Raw genomic sequence first — 17,054 nt, 5'->3', positions numbered from 1 at the left:
CCGGTCCACACCAGACCCGCCGAAGTCCTCGGCACCAGAACCACACTCGAGCGGAACTCCCCGACCAACAACCACGGATCCCCCATCTGCGCATACAACAACCGAAGTTGATGCACCAACCCGGCATTGGCCACCAAGCTCCCCCTCCACCACAGACACAACAGCCTAACGTCGCCGATTTGTTCGTGGCCGTCGTCCACCTTCCACGAACGCAAGACATGCCAAGTGGAGGTCGGTTGGCGACGAAGTGCACACCGACGACCATGGTGGGGGGATGTGCCATGCGAACTCCTCCGCGGCGGGGATGGAGACGGAACGACGGCCCGAGTACGGGCCGGGGTGCCGGGCCAGGGCTGGGGGGTCGTGCACGGCTCCGCGGTGGGGCGACAGAAGCCGCACCTCGGCGCTGCCCGCCGGTGGTTCGCCGGGGTCGGCCCGCAAGAAGCGGTCGTGCTCGTCGCTGAGCACCACGTGCTGGCCGGCGGACATGCGGGCGGCGGAGACGTACTGGTGGTTATGGCAATGTCAGACCTCCTCGTGAGTAGGAAGGACCGCAGGTGAAATCGGAGAAGTGCACTGCAGCTGAACGGAGTTGGATACCGTTCTGCTGACGGTCGGGGTCGACGATGGTGCTGTTCGAATCGCGTGTTCAAGTGGGTTTTGTTCCGGGCGAGCCTCGGTCGAGCGGGGCGTTTTCGAGCACATGCGAGGTGCGGTACGAGGTCCGCGTCGACCCGAGGTCTCAAGCCCGTGGCAACCGCCGGATCCGGCTCACCCCACCAGTCATCCCACGGCAGGACTAACGCGACTCGCTCGCAGTAGTAGCCTCTGTCAGGATTTGTCCCACGCCCATCACGGGAGGGCCAGTGATCACACGTCGCCAGTTCTCTCTGCTCAGTGCCAGCGCGGCCGCAGCCTCGCTGGCTGCCGGCCCCTCGGCGCACGGTCACCGTCGATGCGGTTCCGGAGCGCTGGGGGAACCGGCCGGACTTGGGCGGAACCGCGTACGGGTCCGACCCAGTCCGACGCCGTTGGACGCCGGCCCTCCCGGCCGTGCCTTCCTATGCGGTGAGCTGCCCGCGGTAGCGGAGCAGCGCCCGTGGGCTGTTCCAGCCGAGCACTCCCACCACGCGGCCCTCCCGGAGGTAGCGGGCGACGAACCTGCCCGCCCGCGGGTCGCCGTCGACGACTTCGACCCGGGCATCCGGGGGAGCCCAGCCGTGTATCTGGATCTTGGTGTCGTACTGGTCGGTCCAGCCGAAGGGGATCGGCGCGTACGGGGTGGCGCCGTCCGGGCCGGCGAGGAGGTTCCTGGCGGCGGCGATGGCCTGCTGGGTGGCGTTGGTGCGTTGCTCCAGGCGCACCCGGCCGCCTGCCGCCGGGTGCGGCCAGTTGGCGACGTCTCCGGCCGCGTAGACGCCGGGGGCGGCCTGGCACGTGGGATCGCAGAGCACCCCGTCGCCCAACGGGATTCCGGAGTCGGCCAGCCAGTCGGTGGCGGGCACCGAGCCTATGGCGACCACCACCACCTCGGCCGGCAGGCGAGTGCCGTCGTCGAGCACCACCGTGGTGACCAGGCCCTGCTCACCGGTCAGCTCGGCGACCCGGCGGCGCAGGTGCAGCCGGACACCCTGTCGGCGGTGCAGGTCGGCCACCAACTCGCCCATCTGTGGGCCTACTTGTCCGGCCAGTGGGGTGGCCTCGAGGTCGACCAGGTCGACGTCGAGTCCAAGACCGCGCGCGGTGGCGGCGATCTCACTGCCGAGAAAGCCGGCACCGATCACCACGGCCCTGTTCCCGGGAAGGAGTTGATCCCGTAGCGCGAGCGCGTCGCCCAGAGTGCGCAGCACGTGGACACCGGCCAGGTCGTGGCCGAAGGGCAGGCGGCGGGGACGCAGTCCGGTGGCGATGACCAGACCGTCGTAGCCGAGTCGCTCGCCGCCGGTCAGGGTCACGGTGCGGGCGAGGGGGTCCAGGCCGGCAGCCCGGCAGCCCAATCGCAGCTCCAGCCGGAGCCGTTGGAGCTCGGTCTCCGGGCGCAGGGTGGCCTCCCGGGGTTGCCATTCGCCGGCCAGCAGCTGCTTGGACAGCGGCGGCCGGTCGTAGGGCAGGTGCGGTTCCTCGCCGACCAGGGTGAGCCTGCCGGTGAATCCTTCGCGCCGCAGGGCGTCGGCCGCCGTGAGCCCGGCGCCCGACGCGCCCACCACGAGGATGTGGTCCAGAGCGGGCACTACCCGGCCACCTCGATGGCCATCGCGGGACAGCGGGCAGCGGCCTCCCTCACCCGGGCCGCCAGCTCCTGCGGCGGATCGGCGTCGAGCAGGACCACGATGCCGTCCTCCTCGCGCTGGTCGAAGACCTCGGCCGCGGCGAGCACGCACTGGCCGGCTCCCACGCACCTGTTCTCGTCTACGGTGATGTTCATCGGGGTTCGACTCCTTCCGTCTCGTCGCCTACCAGGTCACGGGCAGTTCGTGGACGCCGTAGACGACCATGTCGTCGCGCATCGGGATCTCCTCCACCGGCACCGCCAGCCGCAGGGTCGGGAACCGGTCGAACAGGGCCGTCAGGGCGGCCTTCAGCTCCACCCGGGCCAGCTGCTGCCCGAGGCACTGGTGGATACCGTGGCCGAAGGCGAGGTGCGGACGGTAGGTCCGGTGCAGGTCCAACCGGTCGGGATCGCCGGGGAACTGGGCCACGTCACGGTTGCCCGACTGGATGGCGGCGACCACGGTCGTCCCGGCCTTGATCTGCTGCCCGTTCAGCTCCAGGTCCTCGGCGGCCGTGCGGCGAATGCCGAACTGGATGACGCTGAGGTAGCGCAGCAACTCCTCGACGGCGGCGTCCATCAGCGACGGGTCGGCGCGCAGGGCGTCCAGCTGGTCGGGGTTGCGCAGCAGGCAAAGGGTACTCAGCGCGATCATGTTGGCGGTGGTCTCGTGCCCGGCGATCAGCAGCAGCCCCCCGACGCCGACCAGCTCCTCGTCGGTGAGCCCGCCCGAACTCACCAGACCGCTGAGGATGTCGTCGCCGGGCTCGGCGCGCTTGGCGAGCACCAGGCGGTGCATGAACCGGTTCATCGCCTGCTGCGCCTGCTGGACCTCCTCGGGGCCCGCGTCGATCCGCAGCAGCATGGCCGAGTTCCGCTGGAACTCCTCCCGGTCGCTGTAGGGCACGCCGAGCAGCTCGCAGATGACCAGCGAGGGGATCGGCAGTGCGAAGGACTGGACCAGGTCGACCGGGCCCTCGGCGCCGGCCATCGCGGCCAGCCGCTCGGCCACGATCTGCTCCACGGCAGGGGCCAGCTGCTGCATCCGGCGCACGGTGAACTGGCCGGTGAGCAGCCGCCGGAACCGGGTGTGCTCCGGCGGGTCCGTCATGATGAACATCCCCGGGGCGGGCGGCGGCACCGGCGCGTCCTTCGGCACGTCCCCGCCGATCCGGATCTGCCGGCGGCGGGAGCTGAACCGCGGGTCGGAGAGGACGGCCCGTACGTCCTCGTACCGGGTGACCAGCCAGCCGGGCAGGCCGTCGGGCAGGGTCGCCGATGCGACCGGCTCCTCCTCCCGTAGCGTCCGGTACTCCGGCGGCGGGTCGAACGGGCAGGTCCGCGCCATCGGCTGGGTCCTGGCGGCGGGCTCGGTTCCGGTCATGAACAGGTCCTTTCCTGCAGGTCTTCGGGCTGCGACCTCGACCAAACCCCACCCCGCTGACGTCGGCCGGTCGAGAAGCTGACGGTTGCCTGACAGTGCTGGACCCCGCAGGAACCCCCGGGCGCGGTGACGCGTTGTCAGCGCGGACACGCGATCTTGTGATGGGTACCTGCTATGCACTCCGCCTCACCGGGCCACGGCCCGTCTCTGCCCCGAGGGACCGGGCAGCGACTGCTCGTCGTGGACGACGATCCGATGGTCTCGGAACTGCTGGAGACCACCCTGGGCCTGGCCGGCTACCGGGTCGCGACCGCGAACAGCGGCGCCGCCGCCCTGCGCGCCTACCAGGCGGCGCCCTTGGACCTGCTGGTGCTGGACGTGATGCTGCCCGACCTGGACGGCTTCACCGTCTGCCGGCGGCTGATCGAGAACGGCGCAAGGATTCCCGTACTGTTCCTCACCGCACGGGACTCGGTCGAGGACCGGGTGACGGGCTTCGCCACCGGCGGCGACGACTACCTCACCAAGCCGTTCAGCCTCCCCGAACTGCTGGCCAGGGTGCACGCCCTGCTGCGCCGGACCCGTACCACGCCGGGGCGGGGCCCGGTCCTGCACTTCGCGGATCTGACCATGGACGAGCGCAGCAGGCGGGTTCACCGCGGCGACCGCCTGGTCGGCCTGTCGCCGACCGAGTACAGGCTCCTGCGCTACCTGCTGGTCAACGCCGACCACGTGGTGTCGAAGGAGCAGATCATGGACCACGTCTGGCAGCACCACTTCGGCGAGAGCGTGGTCGAGAAACTGGTCTCCCGGCTCCGGGCGAAGCTGGACGCGCAGCCGCCGGCCCTGATCCACACCGTGCGCGGCTTCGGCTACAGCCTGCGGTTACCGGGAGGCGAGTGAGATGACCACCGCCTGGCGCGGCTCGCTGCGGGCGCGGCTGATGACCGGGGTGATCCTGCTCGCGGCCCTCGGCATGGTGGCCGTCAACGCCGCCTCGCTGCTCGCCCTGCGGCTGTACCTCATCGACGCCGCCGACGCCCAGCTCACCAAGGCCCGCGCCACCGTCGAGCAGCACGTCACGGGCCGGACGACACCGATCAGCGCAGCGGACGTCAACTCCCTGATGCCCGGCGGTGCCTACGTCGTGCTGCTCGACGGGCACGGCCGGGTGGTGGCCCAGACCCCGGCGCAGGACTTCAGCGGCCGCCCCATCCCGCGTCCCGACCTGCCCGACCCGATCCCCGACGGGTACGCCCGGCACGCCGTGACGGTCTCCGGCCGGGGCGCACCCACGGTCAGGTACCGCACGCTGGTCTTCTCCGTCGGCACGCGGGCGATGCTCCGGACGGCACCCGGCGCGTCCCTGGAGCCGTTCAGCACCGTGGTGGCCGCGACCAGCCTCGGGCCCGGCGACGACGTCGTGTACTGGCTGGTCTGCGCCGACGCCGTCGCGACCCTCACCGTACTGGCGGGGATCGCCCTGGTCGGCCGAGGCGTGCTGCGGGTGAGCCTGCGCCCGCTGCGGGACATGGCCGGCACCGCCACCGCGATCGCCGACGGGGACCTCGGCCAGCGCATCCAAGTCGCCCAGCAACACAGCGAGTTGGGGGAGGTCGGCACCGCCCTCAACCGGGCCTTCGACGCGCGGCAGCGCTCCGAGGAGCGGCTGAGGCAGTTCGTGGCCGACGCCTCGCACGAGCTGCGCACCCCGCTGACCTCGATCAGAGGGTGGGCCCAACTCCATCTGCACGGACTGGCCCGTGACCCCGAACTGCTCGACCGCGCCATGCTGCGGATCGAGAGCGAGGCGGCCCGGATGCACGCCATGGTCGAGGAACTGCTGCTGCTCGCCCGGCTCGACCAGGGCCGCCCGCTGGCCAGCGCACCGGTAGACCTGGGCGCCCTGGCCGGGTACGCGGTCTGCGACACCCTCGTCCTCGACCCCGACCGCCCGATCACCCTGGACGTCCCGGGCCGCGTGATGGCCCGGGGCGACGAGGAGAGGCTGCGGCAGGTCCTGGGCAACCTGCTGAACAACGTGCTGCGGCACACACCGCCCGGCACACCGGCCGTCGTGGCGGTACGTGCGCTGCCCCACGAGGGCACGGTGGAGCTGACGGTCGCCGACGAAGGTCCCGGCATGGACGGTGAGACCGCGAGCCGTGTCTTCGAGCGCTTCTACCGGGGTGACGACTCCCGCGCCCCCGGCAGCGGGGGCACCGGCCTCGGCCTCGGCATCGTCAAGTCGATCGCCGAAGCCCACGGCGGCAAGGTCTCCGTGCGGACGGCACCGGGCGAGGGCAGCATCTTCACCTTTGTTCTCCCAGGATGCCCCGGGCTTCAGGTCGGGGAGATGGGGGTCCCCCCGCCCGGAGGGTGGGGGAGGGTCCTTGGGTCGGAGCCGTGAAGCGGCGGAGTGATTTGCGCGGCCTCGCGCGGGGACGGCTCGCCAAGTCCGTCCACGACGCCGGATGGGCGGCCTTCCGCAGGCTGCTCGAAGAGAAAGCGGCCCGGTACGGGCGCCACGTCGGCATCGTCAACCGCGCGTTCCCGTCCTCCCAGCTGTGTTCGCAGTGCGGACACAGCGACGGACCCAAGCCCCTCGCCGTACGCGAGTGGGCCTGCTCAGCGTGCGGTGTGCTGCATGACCGTGACCTCAACGCCGCTCGGAACATCCTGGCCGCCGGGCAGGCGGACAGGCTAAACGCCCCTGGAGGGCCGGTCAGTCCTGGCGTGGCGATCCCACGCCAGGCACGGCCCGTCGAACGGGGAACCCACCTCGGCGACCTGCGACCCACGGGCGTCCGTGCCGCAGGCGCGGGAGGAATCCCCCGGGTTTAGCCGGGAGAGGATGTCAACATGACCCTGCCCGCCGCGCGGTGAGCGGCGCCGGTGACGGACCGCCGGTCCGGAACCTCAGCGCGCCGTCCGCAGGCGAGGCGGCCGAGCGCGGGTTTGGCCCGGCCCTGCCGCGCCCTGGCATGATCGGTGCATGGTCGAACGAGTCATCGCAGCCTGTGACGGAGCTGCCAAGGGCAACCCGGGTCCGGCAGCCTGGGCCTACGTGGTCGCGGACAGCGCCGGGGTACCGCAGCGCTGGCAGTCCGGTCCGCTCGGGCGCAGCACCAACAACATCGGCGAGCTGACGGCGTTGCAGCAGCTGCTGGGCGCGACGGATCCCGCCGTACCGCTGGAGGTCCGCCTCGACAGCACGTACACCCGCGACGCGGTGACGAAGTGGCTGGTGGGGTGGAAGCGCAACGGCTGGAAGACCGCGGCCGGCAAGTCGGTGGCCAACCGCGAGCTGATCCAGGACATCGACGCGCTCCTGGAGGGGCGGGACGTCACCTTCGTGTACGTCCCCGCCCACCAGGTGGACGGCGATCCGCTGAACGCCATCGCGGACAAGGCCGCCAGCGACGCCGCCCGTACCCAGGAAGGCGCGGGTGGGACCGCTGCCGACCTCCCGGTACCGGACCCGGTTCCGAGTTCCGCACCGCGTCGTGGACGCCCGTCGGCCTCGTCCGCCTCGTCGTCCTCCTCCGCGACGAAGCGGAGTTCCGCGGGCGGCTCGCGCACCCTGTCCGCGCGTTTCCCCGGGACGTGCCCGTGCACCCGCCCCTACGCCAAGGGCGACAAGATCACCAAGGTGGGCAGCAGTTGGGGCCACCCGCAGTGTGCGGGTGCCGGCGCCTGACCACGGGATCGGCTCCAGGCCCGGGCGGTGGACGGCCCGGTCCGTGGGCCCGGGCCACGACCTGGCCCGACCGTCAGGGGCTTTCGGAGCCGGCGCGGCGGACCACGTCCTCGGCCCGCTGCTGCCCGGCCGGATCGCCGAGGTCGGCGAAGAGGGCCACGGCCTGGCCGGCGAGTGAGGCCGCCTCGGCGTGTCGTCCGGCGTCCAGATGCGCGACGGAACAGGCCAGCAGTGTGGGAGCGCGCTGGCTCCGCAGGCCGAGGGTGTCACACATGGCGAGCGCCTCCCGGTACCGCGCCACGGCGTCGTCGTGCCGGCCGAGGCCGTGCAGCGCCTGGCCGAGGGTGCGCAGCGCGAGCGTGGCGGGGAGGTGGCAGGAGGTGGCGGAGAAGTGGGCGAGCGCGGCCCGCCCCTCCTTCAGCGCCGCGGCGTAGTCGTGCCGCGCAAGGTGTGTCTGAGCCAGACCCAGCGCGCACTGCGCCTCGAATCCGGCTTCGCCGGCGCGCCGCGCGAGCGTGCGGGCCTGCGCGAAGTGATCGACCGCCTCGTCCACCGACCCGGGGTCCAACGCGGCCACGGCGCCCATCGTGTAGCGCAGCCGGTGCGGAAAGACGCCGTCGTCGTGCTGCTCCCGGGTCCGCCAGGCCCGCAGCGCCGCCTCGCGGGCCTCCTCGTGGCGTCCGGTGTGCGCGTACGCCACGGCGAGCACCACGCCGGCGTTCGCGGCCACGTCCGGGTCTGCCGCCTGCTCCGCGATCCGGCGCAGGTCCTGGCCGATCGGCACCACCAGGCGCCACGGCACGCACAGGTCGGTGAACGGGACCATGGCGGTCAGCGTGGCGGCGATCACGCGCGCATCGTCGAGGCCGGCCGGGCGGGTGGGATGCTGCAGGATCTGGGTCGCCAGACCGATCATCCCGGCCAGTTCCTCGATCACCCAGCGCTGGGCCTCGGCGGCGCTGGTGAACTGCGGGCCGTCCGGGACCTCGGGGTTCAGGGCGCCGGCGAGCCGGCTGTAGGGGCGCTCACTGCGCAGTGCGGCGCTGGTCCCGGCGAGGTGGCAGCGCGCCAGCCGGCTGAGGGCGGCCTGCCGCTCCTGGGGCGGGTCGGCCTCCAGGGTGCGGTGGCGGGCGAAGAGCCGGACGAGGTCGTGATAGCGGTAGCGGCCCACGTCGCCGGGTTCGAGCAGCCCGGCGTCGGCCAGCGACTCCAGGACCTCCTCCGCCATGACGTCGGTGCAGTCCAGGACGGCGGCGGCGGTACCGGGCGACAGGTCGGGTGTCTCGGGGATGGCGAGCAGGCGGAAGGCCCGCGCCTGGGCCGGGTCGAGAGCGGCGTACCCGACCTGGAAGGCCGCGTCCACCGCGAGGCTGCCGGTTTCCAGTTCGGAGAGCCTGCGAGGCCGGTCCGCCAGCCGGTCGGCCAGCGAGGCGACCGTCCAGCGCGGGCGGGCGGCCAACCGGGAGGCGGCGATCCGTACGGCGAGCGGCAGCAGGCCGCAGGTGTTCACCAGGGCCCGCGCGGCCTCCGGCTCGCGGGTCAGCCGGGTGGAGCCCGTGATCCGCTCCAGCAGGTCCAGTGCCTCCCATTCGGTGAACGGCTCCAGGGCGGTGCGGCTGGTGACCGGGAGACAGGCCAGCGGTGCGCGGCTGGTGACCAGCACCGCACACTCCGCAGTGCCCGGAAGCAACGGCTCCACCTGCTCGGTGTCGGCCGCGTTGTCCAGCAGGACCAGCAGCCGACGGCCCGCCAGCCTGGTTCGGTACAACGCGGTCCGGTCCAGCGGACTGCTCGGGATGTTCTCGGGCGGTACGCCCAGGGCCCGCAGGAACAGCCCCTGGACGACGTACGGGTCGGCCGGCTTGGCGCTGGCCCCGCGCAGGTCGGCGTGGAGCTGTCCCTCGGGGAAGGATCCGCGGGCGCGGTGTGCGGCGTGCACGGCGAGCGTGGTCTTGCCCACCCCGCCCATGCCGTGGATCACGCAGACGGCGGCGGCCGTGCCGACACCGGCCGACGGACGGGCCAGCGCCTCGTCCAGCTCCGCGATCACCTCGGTGCGGCCGGTGAAGTCGGGTACGTCCAGAGGGAGTTGGGCTGGCGGCAGCCAGGCCGCGACCGGTGGTGCGGCAGGCGCCGACGGCTGGGCGCCCGGAGCCGCCAGCTCGGGGTCGGTGCGCAGGATGCGCTGGTGCAGCCGTACCAGCTCCGGGCCCGGGTCGAGCCCGAGTTCCTCGGTGAGGCTGCGTCTGGTGCGGTCGTACGCGGCCAGCGCGTCGGCCTGGCGTCCGGAGCGGTACAGGGCGAGCATCTGAAGCGCCCGCAGGCCTTCGCGCATCGGGTGCTCGTCGGCGAGAGCGGTCAGCTCCGCGACGGACCGGGCGTGGCGGCCGAGTTCGAGTTCCAGGCCGAGCCGGGTCTCCAGCAGTGCCAGGCGCCGCTCGGTCAGCCGCTCGCGCTGCCGCTCGGCGTACTCGCCCGGCACGCCCGTCAGCGGAACGCCCTGCCAGAGGTCGAGCGCCTCGCCGAGCAGTCGGGCGGCCTCGGGCCGGTCGCCGGTCCGGGCGGCACGCTCGGCCTCGGTGGCCAGCCGCTCGCTGCGGCTCGCGTCCAGTGCGTCCTCGTCCAGCCGCAGCGTGTAGCCGCCGGCCACCGAGACCAGCAGTCGGGGCGCGCGGGGTTCGGTCTCCAGCGCGGCCCGCAGACGCGAGATGTGGTTGCGCAGGGCCACCGCCGAGCTGGCGGGCGGATTCCAGCCCCAGATCCCCAGGGACAGCTCCTCCACCGAGACCACCCGGCCGCTGCGGAGCGCGAGGGCGGCCAGGACCGCGCGCTGCTGGGCCGAGCCGGTGTCCAGCTCGCTGCCGGCACGCCACGCCCGCAGCGGACCCAGCACCGCGACCTTCAGTCCATCCACCTGTCCGTGCTCCCCGTGCCTGTCATCCGAGTTCCCTCACGCGGCCGTCGCCGTGCCCGCGGCGTTCACCGGTTGTCGTCGTGCGCCCACCCGGCGGCCCTCCCCGTAAGGCGCGGACGTCGCCCTCCGGAGGGCGGGTCGGACGGCGGTGGGGTGCGACGCGGCGGATCGGCCATGGCGGGCGCACTGTCACGGGCGCACCGTTCGTATGAGTCCCGTTCACATCCGCCGCCACGCCGCCGTACCGCCGACGAGCGGCGTCCGGTGGCGGCGGCACGCAATGGTACGACGAACGGGCCGGACGTCCCGTCGTCCGCGCCGGGTGTGTCGTCCGCCGTCCGCATGGTGGACAGGTCAGCCTCCCGGCAGGGCGGGTTTGCCCCCAAGGCGGGTGCCGCTGCCGTCGGCGACGGCAGCGGCACCACGTAACCACGGAGTGGGCTAGTGCGCACCGGCTCCGGTGAGCGAACGGACCTCCAGCTCGGCGTACTTGGCCGCTTGGTCGGCCTCGCCCCGGGACAGCAGGGTGCCCGCCCAGCCGAGCAGGAAGCCGACCGGGATGGAGACCAGACCGGGGTTCTCCAGCGGGAACCAGGCGAAGTCCGCGTGCGGCAGCAGCGAGGTCGGCTTGCCCGACAGCACCGGCGAGAAGACCACCAGGACCACCGAGGTCAGCAGGCCACCGTAGATGCTGCACAGTGCGCCGCGGGTGTTGAAGCGCTTCCAGAAGAGGCTGTACAGGATGGTCGGCAGGTTGGCCGAGGCGGCGATGGCGAAGGCCAGGGCGACCAGCGCGGCGGTGTTGAGCTTGTCGGCGAACATGCTCAGCACGACGGACACCGCGCCGATCCCGAACGCGGCCAGCCGCGCCGCCCGCAGCTCCTGCTTCTCGGTGGCCCGGCCCTTGCGGATCACCTGGGCGTACAGGTCGTGTGCGAATGAGGAGGACGAGGCCAGGGTGAGTCCGGCGACCACGGCCAGGATGGTGGCGAACGCGACCGCCGAGATCACCGACAGCAGGACGGCTCCGCCAGTGCTCCCCGCCCCGCCGCCGAGCCGCTCGGCGAGCATCGGCACCGCGGTGGTGCCGGCCGGGTTGGACGCCTTGATGGCCTTGGGGCCGACCAGCGCGGTGGCGCCGAAGCCCAGCACCACGGTCATCAGGTAGAACGCGCCGATGATGACGATGGCCCAGTTCACCGAGTGGCGGGCCGCCTTGGCGGTGGGCACCGTGTAGAAGCGGACCAGGATGTGCGGCAGGCCCGCCGTCCCGAGCACCAGGGCGACGCCCAGGCTGAGGAAGTCCAGCTTGCTGACGGAGGTCGCGCCGTACTTGAGCCCGGGCTCCAGGAAGGCCGAACCCTTGCCGCCGGCATGGCCGGCCGCGCCGAGCAGGGTGGAGATGTTCCAGCCGAAGCGGTGCAGCACCAGCACGGTCAGCAGCGCCGTCCCGGCCATCAACAGCGCGGCCTTGACGATCTGCACCCAGGTGGTGCCCTTCATGCCGCCGACCGTGACGTAGAGGATCATCAGCGCGCCCACCCCGAGGATGATCACCTGCTTGGCCGTGCCGCCGGACACCCCGAGCAGCAGTGCCACCAGTGAGCCGGCACCGACCATCTGCGCGAGCAGATAGACGATGGAGACCACGATCGTGGAGATCCCGGCGGCCGTGCGCACCGGGCGCCGGCGCATCCGGAAGGCCAGCACGTCGGCCATGGTGAACCGGCCGGAGTTGCGCAGCGGTTCGGCCACCAGCAGCAGCGCCACCAGCCAGGCCACCAGGAAGCCGATCGAGTACAGGAAGCCGTCGTAGCCGAACAGCGCGATCGTCCCGGTCACGCCCAGGAAGGAGGCGGCGGACATGTAGTCGCCGGAGATCGCCAGACCGTTCTGGAAGCCCGTGAACGAGCGCCCGCCGGCGAAGAAGTCGGCGGTGCCGCTGGTGCGCCGGCCGGCCCAGAGCGTGATGCCGAGGGTCACCAGGACGAAGGCGAGGAAGATGCCGATGATCAGGGACCGGTGCGCGCCCGCGCCCGCTCCGGCCGCCAGGGACATCTGGTCGAGGGTCACCGTGCGCACGTGCTGCCTTCCGGGTCGCGGCCGCCCTGCCGGGCGCCCGCCTGGTGGTCCTGGGTGTCGTCGAACTCGGCCCGCGCCCGCTCGGCCACCGGGTCGAGCCGGGTCGCCGCGTACCGGGTGTACAGCCAGGCGATCAGGAAGGTCATGGCGAACTGGAGCAGCCCGGCGACGAAGGCGACGTTGACGGTGCCGACGACCCTGACGGCCATCAGACGGTGCGCGTAGCCCGACAGCAGCACGTACGAGAGGTACACGGCCAGGAAGAGCACCGTCATCCAGGCCGCGAACCGCCGGTAGCGGCGACGGAGCAGGGTGACGGCCTCGCCGTTCGCGACGGCCTGGTACCTGGTCAGGCGATCCGCCTCGCACTCGGCGGCCGATCGGCAGTCACAGGGTGCATCGGCTTGCGAACTCCCTTGGGGTGGACTTGTGTTGAGCATTTCTTCTCCGTGAGATGGTGCGCGGGCCGGGCCGGTTCGGCGGTGGCGCGGCCCGCGGGTGCGACGGTCGGCGGCCAGTCCGATGAGGGCATCGGAGGTGACCGACGGGTGGTCGGGGAGCGGTCCGCGAGCGCGGGTGGATCCGCCGACGGGGTACGTTCCGGGGAAGTCCGTCCGGGGCTCATCGCACCAGCCGCCGACACCGGGCGGCAACCGGCCGGCCGCACCTGGACCAGACCTTTCGGTCCGTCAACTCTGTCCTTTCGGTGCCGCGGCCGCACGTGTTACGGCTGTCGGGGCTCGGCCAGTGCCGCGGTGAACCGCTCCAGCTCCGGACGCCGCACACGGCGCACGTTCATCGGGGTGGGGACGGTGTCGCCGGGCAACAGGAAGTGGAAGGAGCTCCAGAGCAAACGGTGGCGGAGGCCGGCGATCCGCTGCGCCGCATCGTCTCGGCTGAGGGAGTGCACCAGTCCGCCCGGCCGGTAGCGCGGGGCGACGTCATGGACGTGGACGGCACGGGCGGTGACGGTGACGAAGTAGGAGTCGCGGACCACGCCGTCGAGAAGGATGCAGGTCACCCACGGGCTGCGGCCGGGGAAGACACCGAAGGTGGCGATCGGCGGATCCGCCGGGTCGATCAGCCGCACCGCCTCCTCGACCCGCTTCACCATCGTCGCCTTGCGCAGCGTCATCCGCCGTTCCTCCACGCCGTCGCGGCCCGCCGCAGCTCGGACGGCGGGCGTGGTCCGGCAGCCCAACCTAGGCAGCGGCGGGCCGGGGCGGATGACGGTCGGTACCGAAGGCTTTCGGCTCCTGCGGACGTTTCGGTCGGTGTACGGGGGCCTGGGGCCGGCCGGCGCGCCGACCGGACGAGCCGGCCCGCTACGGTTCGGAAGCCGGGGCGGCCGCCACGGCCGCCTCCCGGCACAGAGTCTCCGCGAGGCGGGGCCGCCCGTCTATGCCGAGCTTGCCGTAGGTGTTGGTGAGGTGGACCTCCACGGTGCGCAGCCCCACGAAGAGGTGCTGGGCGATCTCACGGTTGGTCATGCCCTTCGCCGCCAGGCCCGCGACCCGCCGCTCGGTGGGGGTGAGCGCTTCCACGCCCTGGAAAGCGCGGGTGCGCGGCCGGTCGCCTGCCGCGCGCAGCTCGTCCAGGGCGCGTTCGGCCACCGCGTCCGCGCCGAGCCGGTGCGCGACGCTGGCCGCCCGGCGGAGATGGTCCCGGGCCTCGCCCGCCCGGCCGGCCAGCCGGAGCCGCGCGCCCAGGTCGGCCAGTGCCTGTGCGTAGCAGAGCTGTGCGGAGGTCTCCGCCAGCAGCTCGCTCGCCTCGGCGAGCAGCTCCAGTCCGCGCGCGCCGCCGGTCACCAGGCCCGTGGCGCGCAGCGCCACGCCGACGATCTCCGGCACACCCCACTCGCGGGCCGACCGCAGCTCCTCCTCGGCCGCCTTCCGGGCCGCGTCGGTCTCCCCGAGTGCGAGGAGGGCCAACGCGGCCTCGGAGCGCCACGGCAGGACGCTCGGCCCCGGCATGCCGCGGGCCTGCGCCCGCCGCCCGCACAGCAGGAAGTCGGCGAGGCCGTCGCGCAGCCGGCCCTGGGCGACCCGCAGGCGGCCCCGGACCAGCAGCACGTAGTCGTTGGTCCAGTGCCCGTTCAGGTCTCCGGACAGACCGCCCCGCTCCAGGAGTTCGGCCGCGTACTCCACCTTGCCCTGCTTGGTCAGGGCGTCCATCAGGATGGCGAGCGGTGCGATGCAGTGGCTGTGCCGCAGATCTATGCCCGTCTCCTCCAGCGCCTCCAGGGCGTTCGCCGCGTCGGCCCGGCAGTCCGCCACCCGGCCGAGCCGGCAGTGCACCCTGGCCCGGGCGCTGCTGGCGACCGCGTACGCGAAGCCGGATCCGCGTGCGCGGGCGGCATCGAGGGCGGCGTCGGCGTAGGTCAGGGCCAGCTCCGACCGGCCCGCCGCGCCGAGGGCGAGAAGCGCGCCCATGTACACGCCGGATTCGTCGTCCACCGGATTCAGACCGTGGACCAGCGCCTGCCGGGCGTACCGGACCGCCGCTTCGGAGTCACTGCCCGTCATCATCGCACGCACACTCAGCAGCGCGGCCAGCAGCCGCTCCACCGTGCTGCCCTCGGCGTCCTCGGGGCTCAACTCGTGCAGCCGGCGCAGCACCGAGGTGGCGGAGGCCGCCTGGCTCAGGCTGCCATAGATGAAGTCGACCTCCAGGCGCAGCGCGTTCGCGGGATCCAGATCGTGCAGTGCCGCGCTGGTACCGGTGAGCGCGGCCAGCCCCTCGGGATAGCGGTCGAGGGCGAACAGGGCCGCGGACAGCCGCCGGGCGGCCGCAGTCCGCTCGACCGGGTCACGGGACAGCTCCAGGCCGCGCTGGAAGTGGCCGACCGCCGCCGGGACGTTCGAGGCCAGCTCGGCCCCACCGAGGCCGATCAGCAGGGATGCCCGGGTGGCCTCGGAGAGCGGCTCGCGCAGCGCCCGGCGCAGGAACAGCACGGCCTGCTCCGGCCGGCCCTGACGGGTCGCCTGGGACGCCGCCCCGCGCAGCACTTCGGCCGTGCACCCGTCGCCGACCGGACCGTGCATCAGATGCCCGGCGACCTCCGTGAGCGGGGCGTCCCCCTCGAGCAGCAGCCGCGCGGCGCGGCCGTGCAGCTCCTGCCGGCGGCTCGGGCGGACTGCGTCCGCGACCGCCTCGGCGACCAGCGGGCAGCTGAAACCGATCTCGTCCTCGGTCCGGACCAGCAGACCGGCGTGGACGAGGGTGTGGACGGCGTCCTCGGCCGCCGGCTGGGACAGCCCGGCGACCCCGGCGACCAGGTCGACGGCCGACCCGTCGCCGCCGAGCACGGCCGTGGCCCGGACGACGGCGACGGCGTCCGCACCCGCCGAGGCGACCAGCCCGAGGACGGCGCGGCCGACCGCCGGTGGCAGCAGGCTCCCGAGCTGCTCCCCGGTCAGCGATCCGAGGTCCGGCCGCGCCGCGCCGACGGCGCTCAGCAGGGCGTGCAGCAGGTAGGAGTTCCCACCCGTCGCGGAACGGCAGGCGGCCGCGAAGGACGGTGCGACCCCGGGGCCCAACGTCTTCTGGACGATCGCCGCCACCGCCTCCGCTCCCAGGGCGGGCAGGGCGAGGCGGTGGCGGAACAGCCGGTGGACGGCGCCGAGTCGGTCGGCGGATCCCGGATCGGCGGCCTCCAGTGCGGCGGCGCCCGGCGCCAGCGTGGCGAGCACGGTCAGCGGCAGGTTGCCGGCGCGCCGCAGGAGGTAGTGCAGCCAACGCAGCGAGGCCGGATCGGCCCAGTGCAGGTCGTCGATGACGAGGACCAGGCGGCCGCGTTCGCTGAGGCGGACCGCCAGCCAGTACAGGCCGTTGAGCAGCGCCTCGTCATCCGGGGCGGTCCCCTCCGCCGCCGTCGTGTCCGCCGGTGGTTCGAGCAACCGGGCTGCCGCCGTGGTGTGTCCGGCGAACAGCGCCTGCCGGGACTCCTCGGACTCCGCGGCGACGGCGCGCTCGAACAGCTGCCGGACGACGCCGAACGCGAAGCCGCGCTCCGACGCCTCCCCGGACGCGACCAGCACGAGGTCGCCGTCCCGGCGCACCTGGTCCAGCACGGCCCGCAGCAGAGCGCTCTTGCCGCTCCCGTGGTCACCCTCGACCAGGGCGCTCGCCCCTCCGGTGCCCTGCTCGGAGAGCACCCGTACCAGGGCCTGAAGCTGGTCCTCACGGCCGATCAGCACGGGTACCCCCGACGGCTCCGAGCGCGGGTTGCCCGGTGGACGTCCGGCCGGCGACGGCAGGGCGGCTGCGGACACGGGTGGAACGGGGTGTGGGGGTACAAGATCGCTCGACGTGACTCGGGAACGGGCTGGCGGGGTTCGGTCTCCGCCGGCCGGGCTGTGCGGCCGTGACCAGGGGGCGGCCCCGTGCGGGCTCGGGGAGTGGCGGACACCGGCGGGCACGCGCCGGTGTGGGGGACCGGCGGCAGTGCTCGCTCGCCGCGGATTCTGCCGCCCGGCCGCCATGCGTTTGTAAGTGATCGGTAATCGGCCGGCCGGTCCCGTCCGCCGGGATCACCCATGGCCGGAGCGCGCATCCCCCTCCGCCGGCGGGGTTGCGCGCTCCGGGAGTCCGTGCGATCAGTCCTCGGTGTTGCCGGACGGTAGCTGTGACTGGATCAGGTTCATCACCGAGGAGTCGGCGAGGGTGGTGGTGTCGCCGACCTCGCGGCCCTCGGCGATGTCGC

Annotated in this window: 12 protein-coding genes; 4 read left to right on the top strand and 8 right to left on the bottom strand. The window is 73.1% G+C overall.

What is annotated here, in order from left to right; all coding sequences use genetic code 11:
• Nucleotides 1-1,061 precede the first annotated feature (1,061 nt).
• Genes ABD369_RS38130 through ABD369_RS38120 form a run of 3 tightly spaced genes read right to left on the bottom strand, consistent with a single transcriptional unit; the run spans nt 1,062 to nt 3,653 of the window.
• A complete protein-coding gene (locus ABD369_RS38130; RefSeq protein ID WP_344641241.1) occupies nt 1,062-2,222 on the bottom strand; it encodes an NAD(P)/FAD-dependent oxidoreductase in 1,161 nt (386 codons plus the stop codon).
• A gap of 8 nt (nt 2,223-2,230) precedes the next feature.
• Nucleotides 2,231-2,425 carry a ferredoxin gene (locus ABD369_RS38125; protein WP_344641239.1) on the bottom strand — a complete coding sequence of 65 codons (195 nt, stop codon included), beginning with the start codon at nt 2,423-2,425 and terminating at the stop codon, nt 2,231-2,233.
• Between the two features lie 28 nt (nt 2,426-2,453).
• On the bottom strand, nt 2,454-3,653 hold the full coding sequence (locus ABD369_RS38120) for a cytochrome P450 (protein WP_344641238.1): 1,200 nt from the start codon (nt 3,651-3,653) through the stop codon (nt 2,454-2,456).
• A 240-nt stretch (nt 3,654-3,893) separates the two neighbouring features.
• Here ABD369_RS38120 and ABD369_RS38115 point away from each other — a divergent pair, with 240 nt between their 5' ends.
• The 4 genes from ABD369_RS38115 (at nt 3,894) to ABD369_RS38100 (ending at nt 7,353) form a co-directional block, all read left to right on the top strand.
• Nucleotides 3,894-4,556: a response regulator transcription factor gene (locus ABD369_RS38115; protein WP_344641237.1), complete on the top strand. Its 663-nt coding sequence runs from the start codon at nt 3,894-3,896 to the stop codon at nt 4,554-4,556.
• A gap of 1 nt (nt 4,557) precedes the next feature.
• Entirely contained in the window at nt 4,558-6,063 is a 1,506-nt protein-coding gene (locus tag ABD369_RS38110; RefSeq protein WP_344641236.1) for a sensor histidine kinase, read from the top strand.
• A complete protein-coding gene (locus ABD369_RS38105) occupies nt 5,985-6,497 on the top strand; it encodes an RNA-guided endonuclease InsQ/TnpB family protein (RefSeq protein ID WP_344641235.1) in 513 nt (170 codons plus the stop codon). Before ABD369_RS38110 ends, ABD369_RS38105 begins: the two co-directional genes overlap by 79 nt.
• A gap of 151 nt (nt 6,498-6,648) precedes the next feature.
• Complete coding sequence (locus ABD369_RS38100) at nt 6,649-7,353, top strand: ribonuclease H family protein (protein ID WP_344641234.1); 705 nt, start codon at nt 6,649-6,651, stop codon at nt 7,351-7,353.
• Nucleotides 7,354-7,426: 73 nt separating this feature from the next.
• On the opposite strand, the gene ABD369_RS38095 is transcribed toward ABD369_RS38100, so the two are convergent.
• The 5 genes from ABD369_RS38095 to ABD369_RS38075 all read right to left on the bottom strand — a co-directional run bounded on the left by ABD369_RS38095 (nt 7,427) and on the right by ABD369_RS38075 (nt 16,623).
• Nucleotides 7,427-10,267, bottom strand: a complete 2,841-nt coding sequence (locus tag ABD369_RS38095; RefSeq protein ID WP_344641233.1) for an AfsR/SARP family transcriptional regulator — start codon at nt 10,265-10,267, stop codon at nt 7,427-7,429.
• Nucleotides 10,268-10,708: 441 nt separating this feature from the next.
• Nucleotides 10,709-12,325, bottom strand: a complete 1,617-nt coding sequence (locus tag ABD369_RS38090; protein ID WP_344641240.1) for a solute symporter family protein — start codon at nt 12,323-12,325, stop codon at nt 10,709-10,711.
• An 11-nt stretch (nt 12,326-12,336) separates the two neighbouring features.
• Nucleotides 12,337-12,789, bottom strand: coding sequence for a DUF485 domain-containing protein (locus ABD369_RS38085; protein ID WP_344641232.1), 453 nt, complete (start codon nt 12,787-12,789; stop codon nt 12,337-12,339).
• Nucleotides 12,790-13,073: 284 nt separating this feature from the next.
• Nucleotides 13,074-13,484, bottom strand: coding sequence for a hypothetical protein (locus ABD369_RS38080; protein ID WP_344641231.1), 411 nt, complete (start codon nt 13,482-13,484; stop codon nt 13,074-13,076).
• Between the two features lie 190 nt (nt 13,485-13,674).
• Nucleotides 13,675-16,623, bottom strand: coding sequence for a helix-turn-helix transcriptional regulator (locus tag ABD369_RS38075; protein WP_344641230.1), 2,949 nt, complete (start codon nt 16,621-16,623; stop codon nt 13,675-13,677).
• Between the last annotated feature and the right edge of the window lie 431 nt (nt 16,624-17,054).

Source organism: Kitasatospora cystarginea, assembly GCF_039533515.1.
In the GTDB taxonomy this organism is placed as follows: Bacteria; Actinomycetota; Actinomycetes; order Streptomycetales; family Streptomycetaceae; genus Kitasatospora; species Kitasatospora cystarginea.
The sequence above is the reverse complement of the archived record's forward strand: the minus strand, read 5'-3'. Positions and strand labels throughout refer to the sequence as shown.